The 26128-nt window shown below is 41.1% G+C and carries 26 protein-coding genes; 18 read left to right on the forward strand and 8 right to left on the reverse strand.

Annotated features, from left to right (window positions below; all coding sequences use genetic code 11):
• Nucleotides 1-20 precede the first annotated feature (20 nt).
• Nucleotides 21-218 (forward strand): hypothetical protein, encoded by a 198-nt coding sequence (locus RMX69_RS07395; protein ID WP_322637043.1) that lies wholly within the window; start codon nt 21-23, stop codon nt 216-218.
• On the forward strand, nt 178-501 hold the full coding sequence (locus tag RMX69_RS07400) for a hypothetical protein (RefSeq protein WP_322637044.1): 324 nt from the start codon (nt 178-180) through the stop codon (nt 499-501). The genes RMX69_RS07395 and RMX69_RS07400 overlap by 41 nt, the downstream gene beginning before the upstream one ends.
• On the opposite strand, the gene RMX69_RS07405 is transcribed toward RMX69_RS07400, so the two are convergent.
• From RMX69_RS07405 to RMX69_RS07415, 3 genes are all read right to left on the reverse strand, one after another.
• Nucleotides 425-1024, reverse strand: coding sequence for a DUF4102 domain-containing protein (locus RMX69_RS07405; RefSeq protein WP_322637045.1), 600 nt, complete (start codon nt 1022-1024; stop codon nt 425-427). The genes RMX69_RS07400 and RMX69_RS07405 overlap by 77 nt on opposite strands.
• 14 nt (nt 1025-1038) lie before the next feature.
• Entirely contained in the window at nt 1039-1791 is a 753-nt protein-coding gene (locus tag RMX69_RS07410) for a hypothetical protein (protein WP_322637046.1), read from the reverse strand.
• An 855-nt stretch (nt 1792-2646) separates the two neighbouring features.
• Nucleotides 2647-3003, reverse strand: coding sequence for a hypothetical protein (locus RMX69_RS07415; protein ID WP_322637047.1), 357 nt, complete (start codon nt 3001-3003; stop codon nt 2647-2649).
• A 276-nt stretch (nt 3004-3279) separates the two neighbouring features.
• On the opposite strand from RMX69_RS07415, the gene RMX69_RS07420 reads away from it, so the two are divergent.
• The 10 genes from RMX69_RS07420 to RMX69_RS07465 all read left to right on the forward strand — a co-directional run bounded on the left by RMX69_RS07420 (nt 3280) and on the right by RMX69_RS07465 (nt 12446).
• Nucleotides 3280-3465 carry a hypothetical protein gene (locus RMX69_RS07420; protein ID WP_322637048.1) on the forward strand — a complete coding sequence of 62 codons (186 nt, stop codon included), beginning with the start codon at nt 3280-3282 and terminating at the stop codon, nt 3463-3465.
• 99 nt (nt 3466-3564) lie between these two features.
• The gene (locus RMX69_RS07425; protein ID WP_322637049.1) at nt 3565-3876 is read left to right on the forward strand and encodes a hypothetical protein; all 312 of its coding nucleotides are present in this window, start codon (nt 3565-3567) and stop codon (nt 3874-3876) included.
• A gap of 103 nt (nt 3877-3979) precedes the next feature.
• Nucleotides 3980-4165 (forward strand): hypothetical protein, encoded by a 186-nt coding sequence (locus tag RMX69_RS07430; RefSeq protein ID WP_322637050.1) that lies wholly within the window; start codon nt 3980-3982, stop codon nt 4163-4165.
• A gap of 86 nt (nt 4166-4251) precedes the next feature.
• Nucleotides 4252-4611, forward strand: a complete 360-nt coding sequence (locus RMX69_RS07435; protein ID WP_322637051.1) for a hypothetical protein — start codon at nt 4252-4254, stop codon at nt 4609-4611.
• Nucleotides 4612-4613: 2 nt separating this feature from the next.
• Nucleotides 4614-5300, forward strand: coding sequence for a hypothetical protein (locus RMX69_RS07440; RefSeq protein WP_322637052.1), 687 nt, complete (start codon nt 4614-4616; stop codon nt 5298-5300).
• On the forward strand, nt 5293-5496 hold the full coding sequence (locus RMX69_RS07445) for a hypothetical protein (protein ID WP_322637053.1): 204 nt from the start codon (nt 5293-5295) through the stop codon (nt 5494-5496). The genes RMX69_RS07440 and RMX69_RS07445 overlap by 8 nt, the downstream gene beginning before the upstream one ends.
• Before the next feature lie 303 nt (nt 5497-5799).
• Nucleotides 5800-7194, forward strand: coding sequence for a transposase (locus RMX69_RS07450; RefSeq protein WP_322637054.1), 1395 nt, complete (start codon nt 5800-5802; stop codon nt 7192-7194).
• Nucleotides 7195-7280: 86 nt separating this feature from the next.
• Entirely contained in the window at nt 7281-7751 is a 471-nt protein-coding gene (locus RMX69_RS07455; RefSeq protein WP_289796697.1) for an N-glycosidase, read from the forward strand.
• A gap of 554 nt (nt 7752-8305) precedes the next feature.
• Entirely contained in the window at nt 8306-11047 is a 2742-nt protein-coding gene (locus RMX69_RS07460; RefSeq protein ID WP_322637055.1) for a GAF domain-containing protein, read from the forward strand.
• Nucleotides 11048-11675: 628 nt separating this feature from the next.
• On the forward strand, nt 11676-12446 hold the full coding sequence (locus RMX69_RS07465) for a hypothetical protein (RefSeq protein ID WP_322637056.1): 771 nt from the start codon (nt 11676-11678) through the stop codon (nt 12444-12446).
• Between the two features lie 93 nt (nt 12447-12539).
• Here the strand turns inward: RMX69_RS07465 and RMX69_RS07470 are convergent, their stop codons facing one another.
• The 5 genes from RMX69_RS07470 to RMX69_RS07490 form a co-directional block, all read right to left on the reverse strand.
• Nucleotides 12540-13394: a phosphate/phosphite/phosphonate ABC transporter substrate-binding protein gene (locus tag RMX69_RS07470; protein ID WP_289796701.1), complete on the reverse strand. Its 855-nt coding sequence runs from the start codon at nt 13392-13394 to the stop codon at nt 12540-12542.
• Between the two features lie 409 nt (nt 13395-13803).
• A complete protein-coding gene (locus RMX69_RS07475; protein ID WP_289796702.1) occupies nt 13804-14412 on the reverse strand; it encodes a hypothetical protein in 609 nt (202 codons plus the stop codon).
• A 15-nt stretch (nt 14413-14427) separates the two neighbouring features.
• Entirely contained in the window at nt 14428-14805 is a 378-nt protein-coding gene (locus tag RMX69_RS07480; RefSeq protein ID WP_289796704.1) for a protein kinase domain-containing protein, read from the reverse strand.
• Nucleotides 14806-14827: 22 nt separating this feature from the next.
• Nucleotides 14828-15307 carry a transposase gene (locus tag RMX69_RS07485; protein WP_322637057.1) on the reverse strand — a complete coding sequence of 160 codons (480 nt, stop codon included), beginning with the start codon at nt 15305-15307 and terminating at the stop codon, nt 14828-14830.
• The gene (locus RMX69_RS07490) at nt 15277-15642 is read right to left on the reverse strand and encodes a hypothetical protein (RefSeq protein ID WP_322637058.1); all 366 of its coding nucleotides are present in this window, start codon (nt 15640-15642) and stop codon (nt 15277-15279) included. The genes RMX69_RS07485 and RMX69_RS07490 overlap by 31 nt, the downstream gene beginning before the upstream one ends.
• Before the next feature lie 767 nt (nt 15643-16409).
• Between RMX69_RS07490 and hpsA the strand changes: the two genes are divergently transcribed.
• The 6 genes from hpsA (at nt 16410) to hpsE (RMX69_RS07520) (ending at nt 26128) form a co-directional block, all read left to right on the forward strand.
• Entirely contained in the window at nt 16410-21278 is a 4869-nt protein-coding gene (hpsA, locus tag RMX69_RS07495; RefSeq protein ID WP_322637059.1) for a hormogonium polysaccharide biosynthesis protein HpsA, read from the forward strand.
• 205 nt (nt 21279-21483) lie between these two features.
• Nucleotides 21484-22131 (forward strand): hormogonium polysaccharide secretion pseudopilin HpsB, encoded by a 648-nt coding sequence (hpsB, locus tag RMX69_RS07500; protein ID WP_322637060.1) that lies wholly within the window; start codon nt 21484-21486, stop codon nt 22129-22131.
• A complete protein-coding gene (gene hpsC, locus RMX69_RS07505) occupies nt 22119-23204 on the forward strand; it encodes a hormogonium polysaccharide secretion pseudopilin HpsC (RefSeq protein ID WP_322637061.1) in 1086 nt (361 codons plus the stop codon). Before hpsB ends, hpsC begins: the two co-directional genes overlap by 13 nt.
• Before the next feature lie 38 nt (nt 23205-23242).
• Nucleotides 23243-23962, forward strand: coding sequence for a prepilin-type N-terminal cleavage/methylation domain-containing protein (locus RMX69_RS07510; RefSeq protein WP_322637062.1), 720 nt, complete (start codon nt 23243-23245; stop codon nt 23960-23962).
• Nucleotides 23963-24150: 188 nt separating this feature from the next.
• A complete protein-coding gene (gene hpsE, locus RMX69_RS07515) occupies nt 24151-25110 on the forward strand; it encodes a hormogonium polysaccharide biosynthesis glycosyltransferase HpsE (protein WP_322637121.1) in 960 nt (319 codons plus the stop codon).
• Between the two features lie 25 nt (nt 25111-25135).
• Nucleotides 25136-26128 carry a hormogonium polysaccharide biosynthesis glycosyltransferase HpsE gene (gene hpsE, locus RMX69_RS07520; RefSeq protein ID WP_322637063.1) on the forward strand — a complete coding sequence of 331 codons (993 nt, stop codon included), beginning with the start codon at nt 25136-25138 and terminating at the stop codon, nt 26126-26128.

The raw sequence follows: 26128 nt of genomic DNA on the forward strand, positions 1-26128 counted from the left end.
GGATAAGCTCAAACCAGTAGATGTTACTCACAGATGCAACAAACGCGATCGCACTTTGTAAGGTAGGCGATCGCTTTTTATTGGGCACTGGGGATTGGGGACTAGCAATTGCACCAAAAACGCTGTATCCTGCCTTGAAACAGGCCTTTCAAGGTAATGGTAATGCTAAAGCATGGGTTGAATCGCACCAGCTGGCAACCAGCTTGGAATCACGGTAAAACTCAATCGATCCGCGTACCAGTCGCACTAGCAGAGCAAATTTTAGAATACGCCTATGCTGTTGACTCTGGTCACGTCATGGATAAACATTTGATTTTACGGGCTATTGACTCTTTTGTAGAATCTAGAATTGCAGAATTTCACCCCAATCAGTACAGCCATACTGGCTCGACTACTACCCGGCGCTGGGATGAACTGCGGCGCTTTAGGACTGCGATCGCTTCGGGCCACGCCAGGAGCGAATCAACTCTTCAATCTCCTGGGGTGACTGCCCATCACTGATCGCAATTTCCACATCTGCTTTTTTGGATCTTGCGATCGCACTATCGACGCTACCCAGGTAACGACGGTTTTTCTTGCGTCCCTGCATCCAACAGTACCGAAAATACCAATATTTATTACCAGAGCGCTCTACCCAATACTTCTCTACCCAGTGGGTATCGTGTTGGGGCGCAGTTTTTTGGGTAACGTGTGATACCTGCGCCCCAACACATGATTCTACGGTTGTGTCAGATGTCACTTGCGCCCCAACACGTAATTCCCACTGCTCCCAGGCTTGATGGTAATCATCCAGGTTTAAATAGTCGTCTGGGTCTGGTGGCTCAAGTGATTCATCGTAAAAAATAGAAACTTGTCCGCCGTCTTCAACAATGCGCTCAACCTCACCAAAGTCAGCGGGATTCCATCTGGTTTCTGGTTCTTGATGTTGGGGCGCAGTTTCCTCATCCCAGGCAGGATCGGAAACGGAAATGGAGAATGGGGAATTAGTAAAAGCTTCTAAATCAAAAAGTGTAGGTTGATTCATAATCAGACTGGTTATTACGATCGCTGCTTCCACTGGAGGCAGTTTTTTTCGTTATCAAAGAAAGTTTCCAAATCAAGCGCATAAACTGGGTCGTCTGGCTTGGTTGCATGTGAAAGCTGCTTACATATTGCCCAGTGATTGCGGGTTGTCTCCCACCAACGACCACGCAAGCAATGTCTAATAAATCCTTCAGGGTTCTCTACCTTGTCAAAACCTCCGCGAATTTTAAACAAGATTAGAGCGACTTTTACTTCCCACGTTGGGCGTTCTAATACTTCGGTTATATTGTCGTCAAAATCTATACCAGACTCCGACAATAGCTCTTGATTAATAGAAGAATTGTTATGCTGCTGCTGTATATTACCCGTCTCGGAAGATTGATGGTTTGAAGGGTGTGAAGTGTAACTTAAATTATGGTTTTGTAAGTTTTTTTCTCGCTTCTTTCTCGGTGGCTTCAACCATTCGAGGGGTCTTACAAGTAACTTGAATATCTTCCAACTGTACTGTTTAACGACTTGGATAACTCTGTGTTCTACAAGAGTATCGAATATCTTTTTGAGGTAATTATGTGAATATCCTTTACCTCTGGATTTTGCTACGGTGGCATTAAATTCTGATAAGTCTGGTTCTACTTCTTCAGCTATTACACCTTGCCTCATTAGCCATTGCCAAAGCGATTTAGCAGCAGGGCAAATATGATGTTTGTAGCAGAATGCTTCGTGTTCTTCCGTCCAAGGAAGTGAATTTTTTTCTCTATTTTCTGGCATAATACTATTAGCTAATATTCAAGGAGCCACCACCGACCTTGTAAATCTGGGTGGCTTTTTGGTTTTTTAGGTTAATTGCGATGTCCAAGCTTGATACTAGCTGCCATCTCTTTTACGTGATTCAGCATCGCGGGATTTTCTTCAAATAGCGCTGGCATTCCTGCCAGTAATGATGCTGCTAGTACTATCGTTTTATCGGGACTCAGTTCTGAGTCGATAGTGCCGATGTATCCAATGAATTTCTCTAGCTCGTATATTGCAAGGCTTCTGGCTCGAACTACTTTTGATGAGATTTTTTGTTTAGGGACTTCCAGAAAATAAATTATCCAATTTACTCAGATAATATTTTGTTGTCTTCCCCCTGCTCCCTGCTCCCTGCTCCCCTGCCTACCCAGCGATAGGATATTTTTTTAGTTGGAAGTCCCTTAGTCATTGGTCGTTAGTCATAAGTCATTGGTCAATTGCGTAGCTTGCCGCCGTAGGCATCGCTCAATACTCAAAGAAACCGTATTCAACTTCAAGTTGCTCAATATGGGTCATAAATTTCTTTTCCCATATAGGACAAGATGTTGGTCGATTGTATTTAGCAGGGCAAACTTGGCTTTTTGGCTTAATGTCCGCAATGTGCCAGCTGTAAGGACTATTGAGTAACGCTTGATTCGAGCTAATCTTGCAGTAGCTTTCTGTGCTGCACTCAAGAAAATGAAAGTCTTGTCCAATTGCTAATTCTGAGAAATTCATACATTGGTTATTAGTCATAAGTCATTAGTCAACTGCGATCGCAAAACACACATCAAGGAAGCTGCACCGCGATCGCAAAACAAAACCGCCCATACCACAGCGGGCAGGACGGTTTTAATCTGGGTCGTCTTCGACTTGGTGTGCTAAATCACGAAGCCCTTGTTTGATTACTTGCAGTTCTTCAGTGAAGGCAGATTCTAATTCTGTACTTTCTTTGAAGCGTGTCTTTAGTCGTTCTTGGTGTCCATGCACATAACCATAAAAAGCTTTCTCCAGCAACTCTAGACGACCTAGCAGTTTCCCAGGAGAAGCGTCTCCTGGCTCGACATCTGTCCCAGAGGTATCTGTTTCTTCGATATTGCTCGGATTAATTCGCCTCTGCCCCTCAATCCCATAGCTTTCGCTAGTTGCATCAGATCGTCCCACTCTTCGTCCGTCAACCGAATAGTCCTTGTTTTCATCTAATATCATTTTTTCGCTACTCCTTAATTTTATGCATATGCATCTTGATTTGCATATGCATCTTGACAAGCGTAGTTTGCATATGCAAATAATATAGCATTGCTTTGCATATGCAAGGCAATACTCCCTCCCCACATTTGCCACCGTGCCCGTGAGGACTATATGGAGCAAGCACCCGCGCCACCTTGCGCGGAAACACCCTTTATCACCAGAGAACTGAGCGCGGTAACGAGTTTACCGAGCGGTGATGTTTGATGTCTGCACACCTACAACCTTTAAAGCAACATGACAACCACGGTTTTAGAACTGATTGAAAACCTGAAGCATTACCCCGGTGCAACGGTGGTAAACATCAAGGATGTTGATGATGAGGAATTTGCCATCGTTGATTTCTCCAAAGGAGACGACGGCGTGACTATAGTCATTGGCTCAATAGTAGAGTCTGAGCCAGATGAGGAGGAGGAAATCTAATTACTGAAAATTATTGAAAAGGCGATCGCCTACCATCCCTGATTTTGGATAGCGATCGCCAAGTCTACGATTTAAAAGCAATTGAGGAGATTTTACCAATTGTCAAAGCCAATCGGATATTTTACCAGTTACAGCATGAATGACGGCTCCTTACTAGAATCGCTCCAGGAGCGGTACGGTAGTACCTTTGAACTGATGACCAGACGCGAGAAGCTGTTTTTAATTAGTGCGATCGCGATTCAGCTTTGTGACCAATCACCAGGAAGCTGCCGCGAAGAAATATACACAGTTGGACATCAAATCAACAGTTCATTACCCCAAGCGGATCGAGAGGGATTAGTCGAAGCGCTGATTAATCAAGTGCGTTGGGGGCGCAGTCTTTCAGATACGGAGGTATTGCCTATGGAATAAACCCACGCTTCTACAACACCCTGAATATATATGGTTGCGCCAGCGTAGGCTGGAGAGCTTGCGTTGGTCTTTTTTTTACACAATTAGATTTGGATTTTAGATTATGACTTACAGCGACGGGCTTAGACCGTGGGCAATTTTCCAACGTTTGCCCAATGGCAGAAGTAATTGTGTTTATCGATTTCGCACCCAGTCCGACGCAGACGCTTACACGAGCATTCTGCGTCAGGGAGGGGGAATTTTTGAGGTAGTTTTCGATTTACCTCAGCACCAGGAAGTTAAAGGATAACTCAAAATCAATTGCGATCGCAGTACCGGGAGGAGTGCGATCGCAACCAAAAATCGATTCAAACAAGTAAAAAATAGCACACAAGCATGAAAATTAAAACTATTTCTTACAAGCGGGTACTCAATCTCGGAAATTATGAAAACAAGCACCTAGAACTGTTTGCTGAAGTTGACGAGGGGGAAAATCCAGAAGAAGCTATCTTGCAGCTTGCCGATACTGTCGAGCGCACAATCCGAGAATCAGTAACCAAGGAATACAACAGGCAAATGTTACAGTCCGAAGCGCAGAAAGAAAAGTTGCTTGATGAGATTGCCGAACTCAAGCATGAACTTAAACAGCTTGGAAAAATTAAGGATGAGCCACCAAAACAGGAGGCTGACCCGGATGATATCCCTTTTGACCAAACGCCTCAAGCCCAAAAACACGATCCTAGCGAGAGCTTTTAATCATGACTAAACATGACACTTGGGTGAAACTCAAACCCGATACTCCCTACGAGCCAATTTTAGACCTGTTCCCAGACGGACTGCCGATGCGCGATCCATTCCCCCTGGAGAAAGCTATGCACGAGGGAAAAGTTATACCACTTTGGATTGTCGATCTAAAACGCCTCAACGATATACAGGCGAACGCCTTAGCGCAACTGATTGCCTTACTCAGTGGGGCTGCATCTGAGGCAGTAATGCAAGAAGCTATTGCCAAAGGGGGCTTTGGAATGGGTGAAGGGTGGATTGAATCTGTGCTATGTGATGCCGAAGGAATTCAGCGGTCAAAAGAACTGGCTGACTTTTTTGAAACTGCGCCCCAAGCACCATCAAAAGAAGCGCAAAATGCTTGGGCGAATTTTTACAACAGCCAGCACGAGCGCTGGATTGAAGGGGAGGAAGTGCCCCCAGCGATTAACTCCATTGAGGACGTTGATCCACGCTTGAGAACACCGGAACTCGAACGCGCTTTCAAGATGAGGCAAATTGAGTTTGCGATCGCGCAGGGTAACTACTCAGTAATGGATGTTTTAAGTGGTCGCGCAATGACTGACGTTCTTAACATTATTGACCCAGAAAACTCGTATTCATTAGTTGGTGATGACGATTTTGATGACGACGAATTTGATGATGATGAAATCTATGAATAATGAAGAAGATTTAAATATCCCACATCCAGATCCAGCATGGGATTATTACATTGAATGGCACAAATTAATTAGGGCTAAAGCTCAGTTAGAGAAAGTAGTTGAGTTTATTTCAACGGTTGAAAATTTTACAGAAGAAACTCAAGAAATACTCGTACAAGACACAGCAAAAGTTATCAGCACTCTCGAAAGCATATAACTGCCTGATGATGGCTACCTGACACAGTAGCCGAAACGGTGGAATTTACCCACCGTCGCGGGTTGTGTCCAAAGCAATCAGCAACTTAGCAAGAGAAAATGCAGCGTTCAGAGTGAACTGCACTACTGAATTGTGGTGTTCTCAATTTCATGCGCGGCAATTCTCCTGTTAACTTCCCGAATGCGTTTACTCCTGAATCGCGCCCCTCTCGTGTGGGGCGTTAGGGTGATTCGTGCGCTATTAAGTTCGGGCTACTCAAAGGATGCCAGTCCTTGAAAACCACCTCTTATTGTTCGCAGAACCATGACAACAGAATTAATAATTCTGGGAATTGATGTTAGTAAATCGAGTATAACCACTCACATTTTAACACAGTACCCCAAGGGCGGATTGCAAGCATATTGGAATAAAACAAGAAATAAAGCATCTACTTTATATCCGGCTTTTTACTCCAATCCTGATGCTAAGAAGAGGCAAAAATCAGCTTTTGATTTTGCCGATTATCTAGCAGAAATCAAGGCAGATTATGCAATACTCGAACCGACAGGAAACCACTATTCAAGACTGTGGGCATCAATTCTTAAGAAGTTAGAAATCAAGATTCTCTGGGTTGGTCATGTAGAATTACGTCGTTATCGCGGAGGTAAAAATCTCCCGAATAAAAGCGATCCAGCTGATGCTTTAGCAATGGCCGCTTACGTGCACGATCCAGATCACCGACTGGAGACTGGGGAATTAAACATGAGATACTTTCTCATGCACCGCCCTGAACCCATTGATGAACTACGGGATCTGTGCCAACAGCTAGAACATCTCAACCGGGTGCAATCGCCAATTGTAAATTACGCCCGTCAGCTTCTAGCTTGGCAATTCCCAGAAGTGGCGCATACCAAGAGTGCATCTAGTAAGCCAGGATTGCTACCGCCACTTTGGGGATGGCTAGCGAAAAGGCTGGAAATTTCGCCCGCCGCCAAAACCCGAATTGAAAATCGCTATAAAATCTCCATTGCCCAAGATTATGAAATTGAGTTTGACCCAATTCTAGAACTCCATGCTGGTTGGATGTGCGATATCTCACTTTTTGAGCAGAACTTAGAGGCAAGAATCACTCAAATCCTTTCTCTGACAGAATTTAAGCCTTACATGAGCGTGTTTGATAAGTTCGGTTTTGGGTTGCGAGTGCGATCGCGTTTACTCACCAGGATTTATCCTTTTGAGTCGTTCCTGGGTATCAACGGTAAACCCGTGATTGAGTACGAAGTTAGGGAGGTGAAGAAAACTGAGCGCGATCGCGTCCCGCGCGCCGGAGGCGATCGCAAAAACGGAGAAACCACCGTGAGGCGTTTGGCTGGCGATACCAAACGAATTAAACGCAACCGCAGCCGCGACACTTTCAAAATGAGGTTAGGGATGGGTACAGTTCTGGAACAGTCGGGAGATGGTTTAGTGGAAAAACCCAGTGGTTCCTCACTGTGTCGAATTAGCTTGTGGCAGTATGTGCTAACTGGTGTGGAAACTGGAAGGCTGCCAGAAAACGAACTGACTAGGGAATTGATTAACTACCGCGACTCACTCAAAGCTAACGTCACTGAACAAGGTGAGAAGCTGCTCGGTGGTAAACACATTCAGGGAAAACTGATGAGTAAAGTAGTAAACTTACTGTTCCAGGAATTGTGTAAAGTGATTTCCGTGACCTGATGTTAAAGCCCTTCATCCAAATGAAGGGTTTTGAACCCTAAAGTTTCAGTTACCCTGAAATTGATATATAAAAGAGCAATTTTCAAATGACCATTTACTTTTATAAGGTTTGGCAGCCTTATGGCTGTTTTTCTAACTTTTCTCTCCACGGAATCCACATCGAGGGTTCTTACTGGCCAACGGTTGAGCATTATTATCAAGCGCAAAAGTTTGTAGGCAGCACAGATGCGGCAATTATACCTCTCATCCATGCTGCCGCTACCCCAGAAGAAGCTGCTACTTTGGGAAGATGTAGCACTCGCCAACTGCGTCGAGACTGGGATTTGGTCAAAACTCAAATTATGCGAGAAGCTGTACTCAAAAAGTTTCTCACTCATACTGATATCAGAGAAGTTCTCTTAAAGACAGGTGATGAGATTTTAGTTGAAAATTCCCCAACCGATTCTTTTTGGGGCTGTGGTGCTAATAAAAGCGGTCAAAACCATCTCGGTAAAACTCTCATGAGTGTGCGTGAAGAAATTCGTAATTTACTCTCTTTAACGGTAATTTACGAATAATTTAATCAAAATAGTTACATTCAACATAAAGTCAGCAATTAAACGGGGAATATTCAAATTCCCCAGGAAAAAATATTTTAAAAAATTACTAATAATTGAGTTATTGCTTGGAAAAAATTTTAATTAATTGAATTAATGGGCAAAAATGTTAAAAAAATATTTTTAATTTCAAGAAATTATTCCAGTTCTAAATTAAGTAAAATTACTGGAATAGTTTAATGATTGAGAATATAAAATTAGTAAATGTCAATGATGAAAAATTTATTAACTTTAGACTTGAAATGATAGTTGAAAAGTATTGAATGATACAGCGTTTTTATATCTCCCTAAATCCACTTTACAAGGGCTACAGGGAACAAGCAAAATATCTGTTACTTTTCAAACATCCTCTAATCCATTTCCAAAAATATTTGTAATACATGTATGCCCTGAGAAACGCATTAGTCGCAAGAATTTATTGAAATAGGATGATCATCAAAGCATTTTAAGTTGAAAATTTCGATCAGGGACAAATATATAAAAAAATTATACTTCAGTCATGGTGTATATAAGCAATGACACGTAGGGATAAACCAAACGAGTTGCAGCAAAGCTTTGACCAAGGAAATTTACTGCACCGGATGACAAAACAGATTAGGCGATCGCTCGACCTTCAAGAGATATTAACGACTACTGTTAGTGAAGTGCGTTTATTTTTGAGTTCAGATCGGGTGAAAATGTATCGCTTTGATGCTGATGGTAGTGGTGAAGTCATTGCAGAATCTATTCATGAACAACGTCTGCCATCCTTATTAGGTCAACGCTTCCCAGCTAATGATATTCCAGAAGCTGCTAGAGAGATGTTTTTGTTAATGGGGCAACGTTCGATTGTCGATGTGGCAAATGGGAAGATCGGGCTATTGCCTCTACAGTCAAAAGAAACTGGCAAACGTCTAGAAACTAATATCTACTATCGGCAGGTAGACGAGTGCCATATTCAATACCTCAAAGCAATGGGCGTGCAGTCTTCGTTGGTAGTACCCATTTTAGATTGCGATCCCCAAGAACAATTGGCAAAGCCTAAATTGTGGGGATTGTTGGTAGCTCACCACAGTGAACCGCAAAAGATTTTGAAGCGGCAACTAAAAGTATTGCAGCAAGTTGCTGACCAGGTAGCGATCGCGATCGCTCAAAGTAATCTACTCACTGAAGCCCACGCCAAGCAAAAACGGGAAGCTACTATTAATCGAGTCACCACACTATTGCATAAACTGCCGACAATCCAATTACAAGGAGCACTAGAAGAAGTTATTACTGCTTTTAATGGAGCTGGTGGCAGGCTTTACATTGCAGAGAGTCAAGAACTATACACCTGGGGCGAGCAACCGACACTCTCCTACGAGTTAGATAACATTATTATCGAACAGCATCCCACCTGGCAAAACTGGATGGCTGAGTTTCAACCAGGTAATATTTGGGCAACTACTGACCTTTATAAAGAACCACGTTTGCGAGTTTTGGCTTTAGCATTCCGTTCTACTCAAATTCGTGGACTCATGGTGATTCCTCTACATTACCGCAAAAAATTTATCGGTGTATTAAGTATTTTTCGCTCTGAATTTGAAACAGAAATCTTGTGGGCGGGACGATGCGAACAAAATCGGCGACAACTTTTACCCCAGCTTTCCTTTGAGGTTTGGCGAGAGCAGAAAAAAGGGCAAGCACCTGAGTGGAAGTTGGAAGATATCTTTTTGGCACAAGCCTTATACGATCATTTCTCAATGGCAATTCAGCAGCAGCAAATGTATAAACAGGTGCAATCTCTGAATGCCAACCTAGAACTGCGGGTGCAAGAGCAAACCGCTGAACTCGAAAAATCATTACTGTTTACCAAAGTCATCAAGCAAGTCACAGAGCATATTCGCCGCACATTGGACTTGCAAGCAACTCTGCAATCCATAGTTCGAGAAGTTCGTCCCCTACTAAATTCCGACCGAGTGCTGATTTTCTACCTAAAGACTCAATCGGTAATTGTAGAAGAAATTAATGGCAATTGGCAGTCAGTTTTGGGAGTGAATGCACCACCAGAATGCTTTCCTGATGATTATACTCGTCTATATTGTCAGGGTAGGGTACGGGCAATTAACAACGTTTCAACGGCTTCTTTAAGTGATTGTCATCGAGAATTTTTGCAGAGTCTGCAAGTGCAAGCAAACTTAATAGTTCCGATTAATATGGGTATAGAACTATGGGGCCTACTAATTGCCCATGAATGTGAGGCTCCCAGAAATTGGCAGGATACAGAAATTGATTTATTGCAGCAGGTGGCAGATCAGGCTGCGATCGCTATTCAACAAGCACAACTCTACGAACAAACCTCTGAGGCCGAAACTGAAGCCAGAAATCAAGCTATTCAGTTAGAGCAGACCCTACATGAACTCCAAGAAACACAGACAAAGTTGATTCAGACCGAAAAAATGTCCGGCTTAGGACAGTTGGTGGCGGGTGTCGCCCACGAAATCAACAACCCCGTTAACTTTATTTACGGTAATCTGTGCCACGCCAGTGATTACACTGAACAACTGCTAGAAATTTTACGTCTCTACCAGCTACACTATCCCCATCCCCATAATGAAATTAAAGCCGCGATCGAAGCGATCGATTTTGAATTTTTGGTAGAAGACCTCCCAAAAATCATGACCTCAATGCAAGTAGGAACCGATCGCATCCGCTCAATAGTGCTGTCGTTACGCAATTTTTCTCGCTTGGATGAGTCTGAAAACAAGCGCGTTGACCTGCATGAAGGCATTGACAGCACCTTATTAATTTTGCAACATCGGCTGAAAGGAAATGCTGAATTTCCACGCATTGAGATAATTAAAGATTATGGCAATATCCCACGGGTGGAATGCTATGCCGGTCAAATGAATCAGGTATTCATGAATATTTTCAGCAATGCCATAGATGCTCTGGAAGTAGGGCGTGGAAAGTGGCGGGATCGGGGTGACAAGGAGAATAATTCATGCCCAATTCCAACGATCCAGATTTCCACTAAAGTCTCAGCAGACAACTCTCGTCTGTTAATTCGGATTACTGACAACGGTCCCGGAATGAATGAAGACGTAAAAAAGAGAATTTTTGACCCGTTTTACACTACCAAGCCTGTAGGTAAGGGTACAGGATTGGGACTAGCAATTAGCTATCAGATTATTGTCGAAAAACATGGGGGAATAATGGAGTGCATTTCAGAACCTGGCAAAGGTACAGAGTTCTGGATTGAGATTCCCGTCAAGCCTCCAGCCAAAATAGTTAACTAGCGATCGGGAGTGGGAAATGAGGACGCAGGCGAAGAATCACTATTGGTCATTGACTAATGCTCAATTGTTAGTTTCAAAACTTAAAATTGACTGAGCAATTTTTAAATTCATCCACAAGATAGATGATAATTTTCTTAACATATAAACTAAAAAAATAGCTATCAGCGATCCAGGGTGTGCAATATATTTAATTTGATTAAAAATCATTTAAAAGTAAAGTTTAATTGCAAAATAAATCCCTCCCAGCTATAAGTGATAATCTCATAGGTAGAAGCAAAGAAACAAGCTTCCCGTGGCAGATATAACAGCTGCATTTGAAATGTTAGTAAGAGGTATAAGACGCTGTTTAACTTACATCTGTCTCGTCAAAATACAGCAACACCCAACGCGAAAACTGCTGTTTCCTCAAATCTAGAAGATTAGGGGGCACTGTAACTGATCTTCATTACTTGTTTACAAAAGCAATGGAAGTTAGTACATCCCTAACTACGATCGACAAAGAGAGGAGATAGTTCAGCGAGTAGAGGTTTGGGTGTTGTTGTGTTTAAAGAGAAGTCTGAAATAAGGACTCCTCTGGGTGTAAGATTATACGAAGTTGAATAGCGAGAAATAGTTAAAATAGCGCCTTATGTCAATAATTGCGCTCAGAGCGTGGTATCTACAGGATTATGAGCCGATTCCAGAACTGGAAAAACGTCCGCCAGACATTCGCTTAAGCAAAAAAAGTCTGCTGAAATCAGCATTGCGAGCAGACTTTTTGGAAGACAGTGACGAAGTTAAGAAATCAACTTGGTTTGGGCGCTATTTAGAAGGGGAAAATATTGAATTTTATATTGAAGGTAGTGGCGGCTATTGCGTCTCTAACATTGACTTAATTAGTCATGAAATTTATTTCACCAAGCAGGCGGTGTTGGCTCAGTTAGAACCAACGATTTTTTTATCCTATCAAACTGAGTATGCCGCAGCGACGAATATTCTCAAAGAAGAACTGCGAAAAAGTTTAGACAATTTAAACTTGCGATCGCGTCTTCCCCTAACATTAATAGAATCCTCTCGTCCTAGCGGTGCTACTTTCCGAATTAACCGCACAATCATGCGGAAAATCCGTAAGAGTTTGTTATTTATCGCTGACACCACGCCCATCGCTAGTATTGATGGGAAAGAAGCCTCCCAATTAATTCCCAGTCCGAATGTCTGTATTGAGATTGGCTATGCCCTCCAAAGTAAGCGATCTGAACAGATTCTACTAGCGCAAATGCAACGCCCAGATTTTGAAGGTGAATTTCCCTTCGACTTACCGACACAGCAAATTTTACAATTTCAAGACACTACAGAACTGGACAAAATCCTGACAGAGACGATTAAAAACCAGCTAGCACGATTCAAATTGTTTTTTTGACCGAATTTCCCTGTCAGACTTGCTGGCTGTTTTTTCTTCTCAGTTTAAATTTGATAAAAATTAGCAATAACAATGGTATTTTTATTACTTTAATTAGAATAAACGAACAGGTTTATTTTGCAGCTTGGAACTAATTGAACTTACCCGATCGACCACAGAAATCATGTATTTGTAATCTGGTACTTGTCCATTGGGTACATACCCCACTTCTTGAGCTAAATCTGAAGACGATTCACTCATCACTTTGCGGATAAACTCTTGACGGTTACGTTCTACATTCGGCCCAATCAAGACCACGCCCAATGGTACATAGTGAGGGTCTTTAAATAGTATGCGGAATTCGGTTGGCGCCAACTGTGAACTGTAGAGACTTAATTCCGCCTCCGAGACAGCACAGGCGATCGCTTTTCCTTGAGCGACCAATTCCAGTGCTGCTTTGGGTGTGGGTGCAAACAGTATTTCAGCTAGTGTTGTACCATAAAGATTGTAAAGAGGAAAATAATATCCTGTTGCTGAACCTAACTGTCCTAAAGCCACTGTTTTGCCTTGCAATTGTTTCAATTCAGTTATCGGATTATCTTTGCGAACAACGAAGATTGAACGTAAATTACTAATACCTATTAAAGGAAATAGAGGAGCATATTGGTGACGTGCGATCGCAATAGCTGCTAAACCCGGTGGAGCAAATACCAATGACCAAGCACGAGCGTCAAGGCGCTCAACCGCTCTATTTTCATTAAAAACAGGCTCTAGCTGAATATATGAGTTTGTTTTTTCACCTAAGTAACTATTAAATTTAGCATATTGATTAATTATCTGTTCACCTCCACCATAGTTAATCACACCAATAGTTAATGTGCCCTCAACCCCACTTTGTGGTTTGCAAGCAGCAAATGTAAAACCTAGTAGATGAAACAGAAATAAACGACGGGGAAATCGCACAAACATCACTAATTATAGTTAAGAAAATAATTTGGCTTTCAGGACTAATTTAGATAAACTTGACTACTGCCTAAAGGGGTTATATTGCAGTCAAAAATTAATATTTATTTAGAACCTGCTGAGATGCTTTATAACAGGTATAAATAAATATTAGACGAACTCACAGATCACCTTCCTTGCTTAGGTTATGTTAAACAACATTACGTTAAAAAACTTAAAAATAGGTGCTAAATTTAACTTGCTTTTAATATTAGTTTTCATCATCAGTATTTTGGGAAGTGGCGTTGCCTTATCCAGTGTACTTCAAGGGAGGGCGCAAAATGAAGTAAGTTCTCAAGCGGAGACTCTCATCCAAATGGTGAATGCAGTTAGATATTATACACAAAATCGTATTGCTCCTCTATTAGAACCTAGATTAGATACTAACCCAACATTCACGCCTGAAGTAATACCAACTTTTTCCTCTAAAGAGGTCTTTGAAAATTTTCACAAATTCTGCACGAGAGATTTGTCCAGAAGATTTTCTAGCTTTTTGAACTAGAAACTTAGCTATTGGGCCAATTAAATCAGCCAACTCACGTTCGCACTCTTCCATAAATTTTTCACTGATGACTTTAGATTCTTGGTTTGCTAAATTATTTGAGTTAATATCAGATTGGTTGGATTTTACAGTAAGTTCTTGTAATAGAGTAGTTTTCTCTAGTAGAAATGTTGTTTTATTCTTGAAATCAATTTGTTGATTTTCTCGAAGATGAAAGGCTAATTGACTAATTAATTCTTCCAAATTGGACACTGATGCGGCAACTTGTCGTAGCAATCTTGAGGCGATGGGGCCGACAAATTCTAAAAGAATTGTTTCTAAGCGGTTGTAATTTTCCCCAGACAGAATAGAAGCAGTTGGATACCCAATTGAGTTTTGTTGAGAAAGCGAAGCTTGAGGCGGTTGTGTAAAATCTGGTAGTTGAAGTGATTGCGCTTCTACCTGGTAATCTTGACGATAATATTCTTGCTCTTTGGGTGTCAAAGATGGTAACTGAAGTCATTGCGCTTCTCCTCTAGTATCGAGATTCTTAAGCACCTGTAAAACTTCAGCCGCAGACTGATAGCGCTGTTTAAAGTGATGTAGCACCATCTTAGATAGCACAGATGCCAACTCAGAACTGACGTTAGCTTGATGCTGCCAAGAAATTTCTCCTGTATTTGGGTCTTCCTCAAAGTTTATCGGATGTAACCCTGTCAGCGATTGTATACCAATAATGCCTAAAGAATAAATATCACTATTGGGGCGGGGCTTACCTTGTCCCTGCTCTGTAGACATATATCCAGGAGTACCAATAATAATAGTAGCCCCCGTGTGCCCTGCAATTGTGAGCAGTTGAGTTTGGACTTGTTTAACAGCACCAAAGTCAATCAGCACAAGCTTATCGTCTTGTTGCCGCCTAATTATATTGTCCGGTTTGATATTTATAGTGAGAACTACTCGAAAGTACACGCACTACTTGATAGCGTACCTTGGCTTTCTGTCTAGTTAAGACATATTTCCCTTGCTCAGTCAGGGTATCAAACCACTCAAACCCGTAGAAGCCCATATCTGTTATCAGTAAACCACCCACTGGTAAGCGCATTTGTAGTTCTTGCCACCACTTGGTTTCATTGTGTTTGGCATCGGCATCGAAAAATGCTGCAACTGGGCGATGGCTAAATGCTTCCACTACCATCAACATCTTCCCTCCCAATACTGCACCTGTTTTTTCTTGAAGTTGCCCCAAATGTTTTTTGACTGCTTCTAATGTCGATGCATCTGCAATCCAGACTGCACCGAACGATGATGCCACAGATGCCCACATTGGTGAAATTTCGGTTGGATTTTTCTTGGCTGCTAGACGCTCTACAACTTGTTCAAACAGCTTGATAAACAAGCAGGTAAGCTCTCTAGGCGTTGAGATAACGCTTGCCGACTCACTGACATTGCTTCTGCCCACAATAATCCTTCCACTTCTAGGCAGCGCAGCACATCTGTTAAAGAATGTATTTGTCGGTACACTAAACTCAGTACTATCGCTGCCATCACTGGTAGAGTTAGTATGCGTGAGCGCAAACTACGCTCAAAGTCTTTTACCCCTTTGAGATTGGCAAATGTCCCTGGAGTTAGCAGTTCTACCAACCGTGATTCTATCTCTTGACTTGTTGGGGCTGGGCAAGTTACCTGATGTCGAAAGTCTGGATTTCCTTGTTTTTTCCGTGGCTTACTCATGGCTATTCTCAACACCCTTACGTTGAGTTTAACTACTGAGCTTTACCCACTTGACAAGTTTCTATTTTTCTTAACTTGACACCAATGGCATCTTGCCCGCCCTGATTATGCAACTTGAATGCTGATTAGCTTACTAGTGATACCATTTCTTTGTGAGGCTGCGCCAAATTTTCTTTCTTCTTTGTGTCCAACTCTTACGAGACGCTGCGCGTAGCTTGCTTCTCCGTAGGAGTATGCGCCCTTTGCGGTTCGTTCCTCATATAGTTTGGCGCATCTTCATACAGAATTGGTATGAGTAATTAGTAATTCATCAAAGCAATGTGAACAACAAGATTCCCGACTTCTTAATTAAAGAAGTCGGGAATCTAAGCTGCACATCTGATTATTTTGCACCTAACTGATATTTTTCCTTTAACAGATGGGTATTATAAGTCTACTCTGCTAATAACATCTTCATAAATTTGTCTTCAAATAAAACACATTTACGCAAATCTACTGTGAGGTAATGCTCTTATTATTTATCAGACTCGAACTAAATAATTCTGAAAAAATCAGTATTTACCGGATAAAATGAACAATTCATAAATGATATAACTTTAATAAATTATCTTTTTTTATAACTACTTTATTTGGAAGTTACTCAAGCCAAATAGAGTAGTTATATAAATATCGTCTCATCTAATGCCTGTAAAAATACTTGATAGGCATGAGTGAAAACTTTGAAAAAATAGAGAATTCGCTATAATCCACTTGATCAGGAAGCAGATATGTCTCGAAAACGTCAGCTATTCAAGGTAATTCAAAAAACCTTCAGACAAATTAGCAAGCAGCTTTTATCTGCAATTAATAGGCAAATTATTTGGCTTTTGCGAACTATCTCTGGTACTCAAAGAAGACGCGGTTCGGTTAACTCTGGCTTTGTGTTGCCAACAGTAGCGATGGTAGTTTTGGTAGTCGTACTGTTAACAACTGCAATTTTATTTAGGTCTTTTGAGCGTTCTAAAAATGCTAGTAACGTCCGCGTAAATGAAGCGACAATGCAAGCCGCTACCCCTGCGCTAGACAGGGCTAAAGCCAAAATAAGTGCACTGTTTGCCGACCCGACTTTACCACGTTCTGTACCATCAAATCTAACCCTATACAATACCTTAGTTAATAAACTTTCTGTCTATACATTTGGTGATGAAACTCCTATAACCCTGGCTTATAACCTTAATGGAAGTACTTCAACTCCGATGATTGAAGCAGCTAGTAGTATGGCTTTAGAAAATCAAGAAAACATACAAACAGCCTGGAAATTTCCTGCCGATACAGATAATAACGGTAAATTTGATAGCTTTATTCTCTATGGTATCTACTTCCGTACTCCCCCCCAAACTGGTACAACCCAAACCAGAAATAGAAGCCCACTAGATGCTAGAACCCCTCCTATGCTACCAGCTAAGGCAGGTGGAGCTTGTGACGTAGCTGGTGATACTAGTGCTAGCTTAGTAGGTAGTTCGGGTTGGTATAAGCTACCAACTGGCGAATTGAAAAAAAGCTTTTTCGTTTATGCAGTAACGGTTCCCATTAGTGATATTGCTCAAGCTACTTCTCTTGATACAACTAAATATGAGAAGTATCGAGGTAATAAGGGCTTTTCTGCATTAGAAATGCAACAAGATCGTAGTCAAGTTTCTATTACTAATAATGCTGTTGTCTATGAGGATGACTTAGATATTACACCAGGACCTAGATTCCGTCTCAATGGACGTATTTTTACTAACAGTAACTTATTTACTGGTGAAACTAGTGAAGATATAACCTTCTATCAGGTCAGTAGTAGGTATTCATGTTATTACGAACGAGAAAATGGCAAGATAGTTGTTGGCGGTAATATTGCAACTAGTGGTCCAATCAGTACAACTAATCTAGGTGGAACACGCATAGATTTATTTCGAGAAAATAACGCACCTGATACAACTAAATCTTTAGCAGATACTAATAAAACCACCTCAAATAACTCAAATGACATTGCCTATAACACTCAGGCCTATGCTCAACGCATAGACTTATTAGTGAAGGCACAACTTAACAATGCTGCTACTACTGATCCCCAAGAAATCAAAACTAATATAACCAACCGGACTCTAAACGATCCAAGTTTAGATGCGACTAAAGTACGTAAGGAAGAATTAGAAAACTGGTTTCGTAAGCGTACTAGGCGTGTACCATTTAGAGAAGTTCCTTATGGTACTTCTGCTATTGAAAAATCTGCTGGTGTCGATTACACCACAGCAGATGCAGCAACTTTTATGAAAGGTTCTGTTAATACGCTACGTCCAATGGACGCTTGGATTTATCCAACAGATGCTAATACAACACTAACACTCAATACAGCGCAACTACCTACTAGAGATCCAGACGTTGTAGATAATACTCCCGTAATAGAAACACAGTTAGGCGATCGCATCGTATTAGGCAACAACCTGCCTGAACTTATATGGGATAGCACAAAAGGAGACTTTGTAGGAGAGAATGATCCTCAAGCCATCTCCCCTGCGGTGAAGTGGACAGGTAGCACTACCAAAGATCGTACTCGTAGCACTCGCGTTAGACAGTTATCAGATTTAGGGGTAACAGGACGTGATGGTTTTTGGGAGATTTCAGCCGCTTCACCCCGAACTAATATCCTTGATGTGGTCGGTGGGCTGAGGGTGATTACAGGCGCTGGAGTATATAGACCGACAGGTTCTGGGCTACCTACTCGTCCTACACCACCTGATGATCCAAGCACACCAGTGTCGGTAGTCAACGAAAGTGCTGGCACAGTAGTCTGGCCTGATAGTATGCCTATGCTTGTACCCGATCCAACCGATCCTCTTGATGCGAGTAAACAAAAACGTGGTGATTTGGTAATGCGTGCCACGGTAGTGTATCACTACAATTTTGATTCCTACAATCCTCTGGCGGCTACACCAGACGATTATCAGACACCTATGGCTTGTGTAAGTAGTTACTATAACCCTACCAATCAGGCAACAGCAACTACAAACACTTACAATGCAAGTGATTTGACAACAGTAGCTGCATCTAACAATGGGATTGTTTACGCTGCTCCCGCGACTACAGCCGCTGGTATAACTAGAGGACAGGCAGTAGATGGCAATGGTTTTTTTGCAGCTGTGACTAACGATGATGATGTTACTAACACTAGCGTAACTTTGCTAGATCGCTTGAAACATCAAGCTAACTTGGTATTTCCCAATGGTCGTCTTGTCAATCCATTACTGCGGCAAGCACTGGCCAAAGCAACAACTAGCAAACTTACTCTCTCTGAGCAATCAGCAATTGATTCTACCATCTGTGCAATCAAAATTGCTGATGGCACTTTGACTAGGAGTACTACCTACGTTCCTGATGGCGCAATCAAAGAAACTGCATTTCTTGATGCCCGACAAATTAAGGCTATAGATAAAGGTGCTGCATTAACTGGAAAATACAATCTGGAAGTTGAACAGCGTCAGCCATTAGAAATTCGTGCCACTACCATAGATTTAAGTCTGCTTCGCACACAAGCAATCGGCGTTGCAGCGGACAAGGAATATCTATTGCCCAATAGCGGCATTATTTATGCATCTCGTGATGATGCTCAAAAAGATCGCAGTGACTCAACAAGTGATAATGTCAGCGCCAGTGACTACAAGCTCGATCCTGAACGCCGACCCAACGCCATTATGTTGATTAATGGCAGTAACTTGAGTCGTCTGACTGATTACAGACCGGAAGAAAAAGGCTTGATTTTAGCAACTGAGCTACCAGCGTATGTTAAAGGCAATTTTAATCTGCACGCTAAACAAGAATTTCTAGGTGGGGATCTTTTAGATCCTAGTGCTAGTAACTACGATACTAAATTTTATACTCGTACTGCGACAAATCGCGATCCTAACTTTGCTTGTCGGCCTAATGACTCTAGACTACCTAATTGCACAACAGGCGAAACTTGGCGACCAGCATCAGTAATTGCCGATGCTGTCACCTTGCTGTCTAGTAACTTCCGCGAAGGTTTCCGCAATGAGGGTGATTACGACTTGCGAAATAACCACCAAGTGAGTGATGCTGACACCGTATTGAATCGATTGAAGGCAGGCTTTTGGAATAACAACTTTGTTACTTCATCTAACTTCTTCACTTCATCTAATGATGATACGTACTACAAAGGGACTCCCACTGCTACTGACTCAGTAAACTTTAACAGTTCTTATTTGAACAATTTCGTCACGCCCATTCAACGACGAGGGAGTTTCCCAGAGTATGTAATGGAAATGTGCTTCAAAATACCAGTTTCAGAATGTACAGAAACTGATTGGTATATTGGTTACGATGGCGATAGATCAATAAAATCTCATAATCTTCCAGCAAATGCACAGCTTACCAAACTCTTAGCTGGTACAACTGCCCAATCAGCAAACGTTGATTTTAGAAGATTTGCCCGCCGGGTTGCGTTCAAACGAGATATTAATGGTAAGTTGCTTACTAGCGGTGGTGCTGTCATAACTAGTGCAAATATCAGTCAAACTGGCTATACTCCCGTTGCATTAGGCATAACAACAGTAGGAGGAGTTAAAGTAGTAGCTCAATTTAATGATGGCAGCCTACCCGAACCAGCAAATAATGCTCTCTGGTTTGCAACCACGAAAGATATTAATACTACTAAGCCACCAGGATTCAGCGGCAGCGATATAATCTACAAAAATAACATTCGTCTATTTTACAGGTATCCCCAAGTACCAGCTTCTTTGCTTTCTACGTTTAGGGATTTTCCTGGAAGCACGACAACATTCACAAGAGATGGATCTTTTCAACCACTATTAGAGCCTGTATTGCAATTACAGGTAACAACCACAGATCCTGACGATACTGAAAAGACTTACACCGCTATAGCATCATCGTCTAGTTTTGTTAAAAATACTAGATGGTTGTCTCAGGCAAGTGAAACAACTTTTAATCTAGTAATTGCTTCTGGTGACACTCCTGCTCGTGTGAATTCAATTAGCGGGGGTTCAACTCCAACTACCTACGAAATTAACGGGGGTTTGCATAACTTTGTGCGCTTCTTAGAAAACTGGAATGGGATTAATGCCAATATCAACGGTTCATTCATCCAATTCAAACGCAGTATCTATGCTAGCGCACCATTCCAAGTTCTCGTCAGACCAGGATCAACAACTGTTGCTGCAACCTCTTCTACCCCTAGCGCTCTTTCCTCTACTGCCAATATTGACAGTATATTTTTCAGAACTCTCTTTTCTACAAGACCTGGTTACACATCAGATAGTACTTTCACTACTAATGGTGCTGGGGAAGCGCCTTATTATATGCCTCCTAACCGTAACTGGGGTTTTGATGTGGCGTTATTGGCACAAAACCCCGACTTGTTTGCCCAGCGCTTTGTAACTCCAGCAACAGATCCTCCGAATGAATACTTCAGAGAAGTAGGCCGGGATGACCTTTGGGTGAAAACTTTGTTGTGTTCTGTCCAAACTCAAGCAGCGGATGGGTTTGATACTGCGGACACTAGTTACTTTGGCAGCGGTTTCAAATTTGCGCTACCTGCAACTGAACGTCCTACTAACTGCCAACTCCAACCATCCTAAAGTAGTCTGAATGAGAGTTTTTATAGCACTTTTTAGGTGAATAGATCGCGTTAACAGACCTAATCCTCTAACCTCCTTCACTGACAGGAAGGGGTAAAATTCAAAGCCTCTTCTCTTTGTAGGGAAGAGGTTTAAAGAGAGGTTACGAGTGTATTACACCCGATCGCAAATTACTTTAAAACATAGGCTTATTAAAAAATTGAGTATGAACCCACGCCAACTAAAAGAATTATCTGCCCAGTCTAACGAGTCTGGTTTTACGATCATTGAGTCGCTTGTGGCGATCCTTGTGGTTGCCATTTTGCTAGTAGCGATCGCACCTGTCCTAGTCATGTCAACTGCAACCCGTGTACAAGCTAAACGGGTGGAATTGGCAACAGGAGCAGCTAAAGCCTTTATTGATGCTATCAAGTCCAAAACAATCTCAGATCCGACAATCACCGTTACACTGACTGCTAGCACAAGTAGAAATGTATCCAGTTCAAGCAGTGACTATTTATTGAGTAGTACGTCAGCTCCTACTGCTAGCACTGGTTTGTATTGCTTTAACAAAAATGGTAGCCTTGCTAATCCCAACTGTACTAGCGATCTATTTTACATTCAGGCTATTCGCGTTGCTGTCACAGATAGCGACGCTGATAAAGGTCAAGGCTATCGTTTGGGAGTTCGGGTATATCGTTCAGATGCTGAATTTGGTACCTTAACTGCGGGTAGCAGTGGAAAAACAGCAGCAACATTCACTGGGGGACTAGGCGATCGCAAAGCACCATTAGTAGAAATGACAACTGAAATTGTCAGGGGTCAAAGTTCGTATAGCGCTTTGTGCGATCGCCTTGGTGGTTGTCAACCATAATTAACCCGTTAAACATAAATAATTTCATGACTCAGTATCGGTCATTAAGGAGAACCTGTAGCAAAATGAATATATTGAGGTGGCTGTTAAGTACTCAGCTAAAACCCTCTGATAAGCAAAATAAAAATAGTGGTTTTACCCTGATTGAATTATTGGTGGCTATGCTCATTGCATTTTTAGTAATTACGCCGTTACTAAGTTTTATGATCAGTATTTTAAACACTGATGGTCAGGAACAAGCCAAAGCGAACTCTGAACAAGAAATTAAAGCTGCACTAGATTATATTACTCGCGATCTCCAACAAGCAATATATATATATGATGCTACTGGAATTGCTTGTCTAAGCGGTACTGTTGATGCTAGTACCAATAACACTTGCCCAAATGCAAGTACAACTGGGAATCAACTACCTAACGGAACAGATAAAGTTCCTGTGCTTGTTTTTTGGAAACGAGAATTAGTTAATCAAGCAATTACAATTACAGGCACTCAAAAAGATGATACTTTTGTTTACTCATTAGTTGCCTACTATTTAATTAAAGACACTAGCACTACTTGGTCTAACGCTGCACGCATCGCTAGATGGGAAATTAAAGATGGCGTTCCAAATACTGCTGCTACAGTGACTTGCTCTGGATTTACTGCAACCGACAAATATCTCCCATGTCCAGATAAAGGTTTTAAACCATTTGACTTGTCACAAAAGGGCATAACGTTACAAGCAAAAATGAATAGTTGGGCAGGAGGGGGGGCTTACGATCAAGTTCCCGTGGTGTTGGTTGATTTTATAGATCAAACAACAATAGCACAGGGAGCACCAGCAGTAACATGCTCTACTAACTTTAGTCAAGTTCCAGTAGCAGTAACTAGTGTTAGAACAGGATTCTATGCTTGTATAAATTCAGTTAGCACAGATAATAGAAGTGCTGCGGAAGTTTATTTGAGAGGTAATGCACAAGCTCGCCTAATACAAAATGATGAAACTAAAGTACGTTACGCCCAGAGTAAATCTAGTTATTTTCCAAGTGCAAACATTAAGGTTCAAGGAAGCAGCTTCATTTTTACAAAATAGCTTCTATCTTTGATAAATATTAATAAAAGCAGGATAGTATGCCGAATATTCTTAGTTTAAAACTCTTAGATTCTTTCCAGTTGCACAGCCGAAAAACAAAGCTAAAGCAGCAATATTTAGCAAATAGACCCTCTACTAATGGCTACAATCAACAAGATGCTGGATTTAGTCTTATAGAGTTAATAGTAGTACTGCTGCTAGTAGGAATTTTAGCAGCGATCGCAGCTCCTGGTTGGGCTGCCTTTGTAAATCGGCAACGGATAAATAAGGTTAACGACGCCGTTTTCGCCGCACTGCAAGAAGCACAACGCGAAGCTAAAACCAAAAAACTTAACTACAGTGTCAGTTTTCAGAGAAATAGCACAACCCAAAATATAGAGGTTGCTATTTATCGTGCCGATGCTGCAATCGGCACATGGACATGGAAACCCTTAGCGGCCGATGTGGGAGCCAATTCTGATAAATTTTTGTTGGGCGGAAATCTTAGTGGGGAAAACATTGCTAATACTACTATTAATTCTCCTGTATCCTATCCTTTAAGTACATCAGCAAAAATTACTTTTGACTATATGGGAGTTCTAACTCTGCCAAATAACTTTGGAACAGTGCCAGCAGGTACAGAGCCACCTGGGTTAAAAATAGTGGTAGCTGTACCAAGTTCTGCAAATCCTACATTGCCTAGTAGTGTAAAGCGATGTGTCATTGTAAAAACTCTCTTAGGCTCAATGCTGGCAGCAAAAGATGATAAATGCAGTTAAGTAATTTAAATACCAATATTTGTTTAAAAATACGTAATATTGCTGAACATAAAACTGCACGTTGATAGCAAAATTGAAACATCATGTGCAGTTTTAATGTTTGATAGTTTATTTAAGAGCCATTGATAAATTAGCCATTGCCTGAACATAATAAAAAGCGTCATCATCAAAATATACTTTTCGGAATAATGACTGATAACCTTGACTTTACTGTAGCTATCCCAACTTATAACGGTGAAAGTCGTTTGCCTGAACTACTAGAACGACTACACAACCAACTTCACACCGAAAATTTATCTTGGGAAATTATAGTTGTAGATAATAACAGCACTGATAATACAGCTAAAGTTGTTCAAGCCTATCAAAAAGATTGGCAATGTCCTAACCCTTTAAAGTATTGTTTTGAACCAAAACAAGGCGCAGCTTATGCTCGAAAAAGGGCAGTTGCAGAAGCTAAAGGTAGACTCATAGGTTTTCTAGATGATGACAACTACCCAGTATCAAATTGGGTGGCAGCAGCTTATGCTTTTGGTGAAAAATATCCCAAAGCAGGAGCTTATGGCAGCCAAATTCACCCAGACTGGGAAGTAGCACCACCGGAAAACTTTAAGCGAATTGCTCCATTTTTAGCAATTACAGAGCGGGGGAATCTACCACTATTATATGAAGCATCTAAAAAACTACTACCCCCTTCTGCCGGACTTGTTGTTCGTAAACAAGCATGGTTAGAAAGTGTACCCGATAAGTCTATTTTAACTGGTAGAGTTAAAGGCAATATGCTCACTAGTGAAGATTTAGAAATGTTGTCTTATATTCAAAAATCAGGATGGGAAATCTGGTATAACCCAGAAATGGAGATATCACACAAAATACCAAAATCGCGTTTGCAAAAAGATTATTTGATTCCATTTTTTAGAGGAATTGGACTTAGCCGTTGTGTAACTAGAATGGTAAATATAAAACAAATATATAGACCATTTGCTCTTTTATCTTATATGATAAATGACTTACGTAAAATCACATTACACTTACTAAAATATCGAACTAATGTAAAAGATGATTTAGTCGCTGCTTGCGAGATGGAACTTTTTTTAAGTAGTTTTATTAGTCCATTTTATCTTTGGAAAAATGGATACTTCAAAAAATAAATTATTAAAATATTAGGCATTATGTATGACTGAATTAACATCTGAAAATTTAGATATTAGCGTAGCCATTCCTGCATACAATGGAGCAATCCGTTTACCTAAAATTTTGGATAAGCTATTAACCCAGACAGCAGTAGAACACCTTAGCTGGGAAATTATTGTTGTGGATAATAATAGTTCTGATAATACATTTGAAATTATCCAGAATTACCAAAAAATGTATAATGGAAACTGTCATTTAAGATATTTTTTAGAACCCGAACAAGGAGCAGCTTTTGCTAGATTGCGAGCAGTACGTGAAGCTAAGGGGCAGCTAATTGCATTTTTAGATGATGATAATTTACCTGCTCCTGATTGGTTATCAGAAGCATATACTTTTGGATTAGAGCATCCTCAAGCAGGTGCTTGGAGTGGACAGATTCATGGTGATTTTGAAGTAAACCCACCAGAAAATTTTGAAAGAATTCAAGCTTTTTTAGCTATCAGAGAACATGGTTCAAATCCATATTTATTTGACGCAGATAATTTAAGACTTCCTCCTGGTGCAGCGCTTGTTGTTCGGAAACAGGTATGGTGTGAAAATGTACCACAGCGGCCTAATTTAAGTGGGAAGCTGCCTGGTATTTTGGTACAGGGTGATGACTATGAACCATTGCTTTACATACATTATGCAGGCTGGCAAATTTGGTATAACCCTACCATGCACACTTATCATCAGATACCACATTGGCGACTTGAAAGAGATTATCTCTTAACTCTGGCACGCGGTTGTGGCTTGTGTATTTTCCAGTTAAGCTTGATAAATACTAAAAATTGGCAAAAACCAATAGTGTTTATGAAAACTATTTTAGGTAATTTACGCCGAGTATTACATCATCGTATTCATTATAGAGGGAAATTGAAAAGTAATTTAATTGCACTTTTTGAAATGGAATTTTACTTGGCTAGTATGATAAGTCCTTTTTACTACTTAAAATCTAATTTGCGCAAAGGATTAAAAAATAAATTAGCCCTATAA

The sequence above is a fragment of the Nostoc sp. EspVER01 genome (genome assembly GCF_034530635.1).
Taxonomy (GTDB): domain Bacteria; phylum Cyanobacteriota; class Cyanobacteriia; order Cyanobacteriales; family Nostocaceae; genus Nostoc.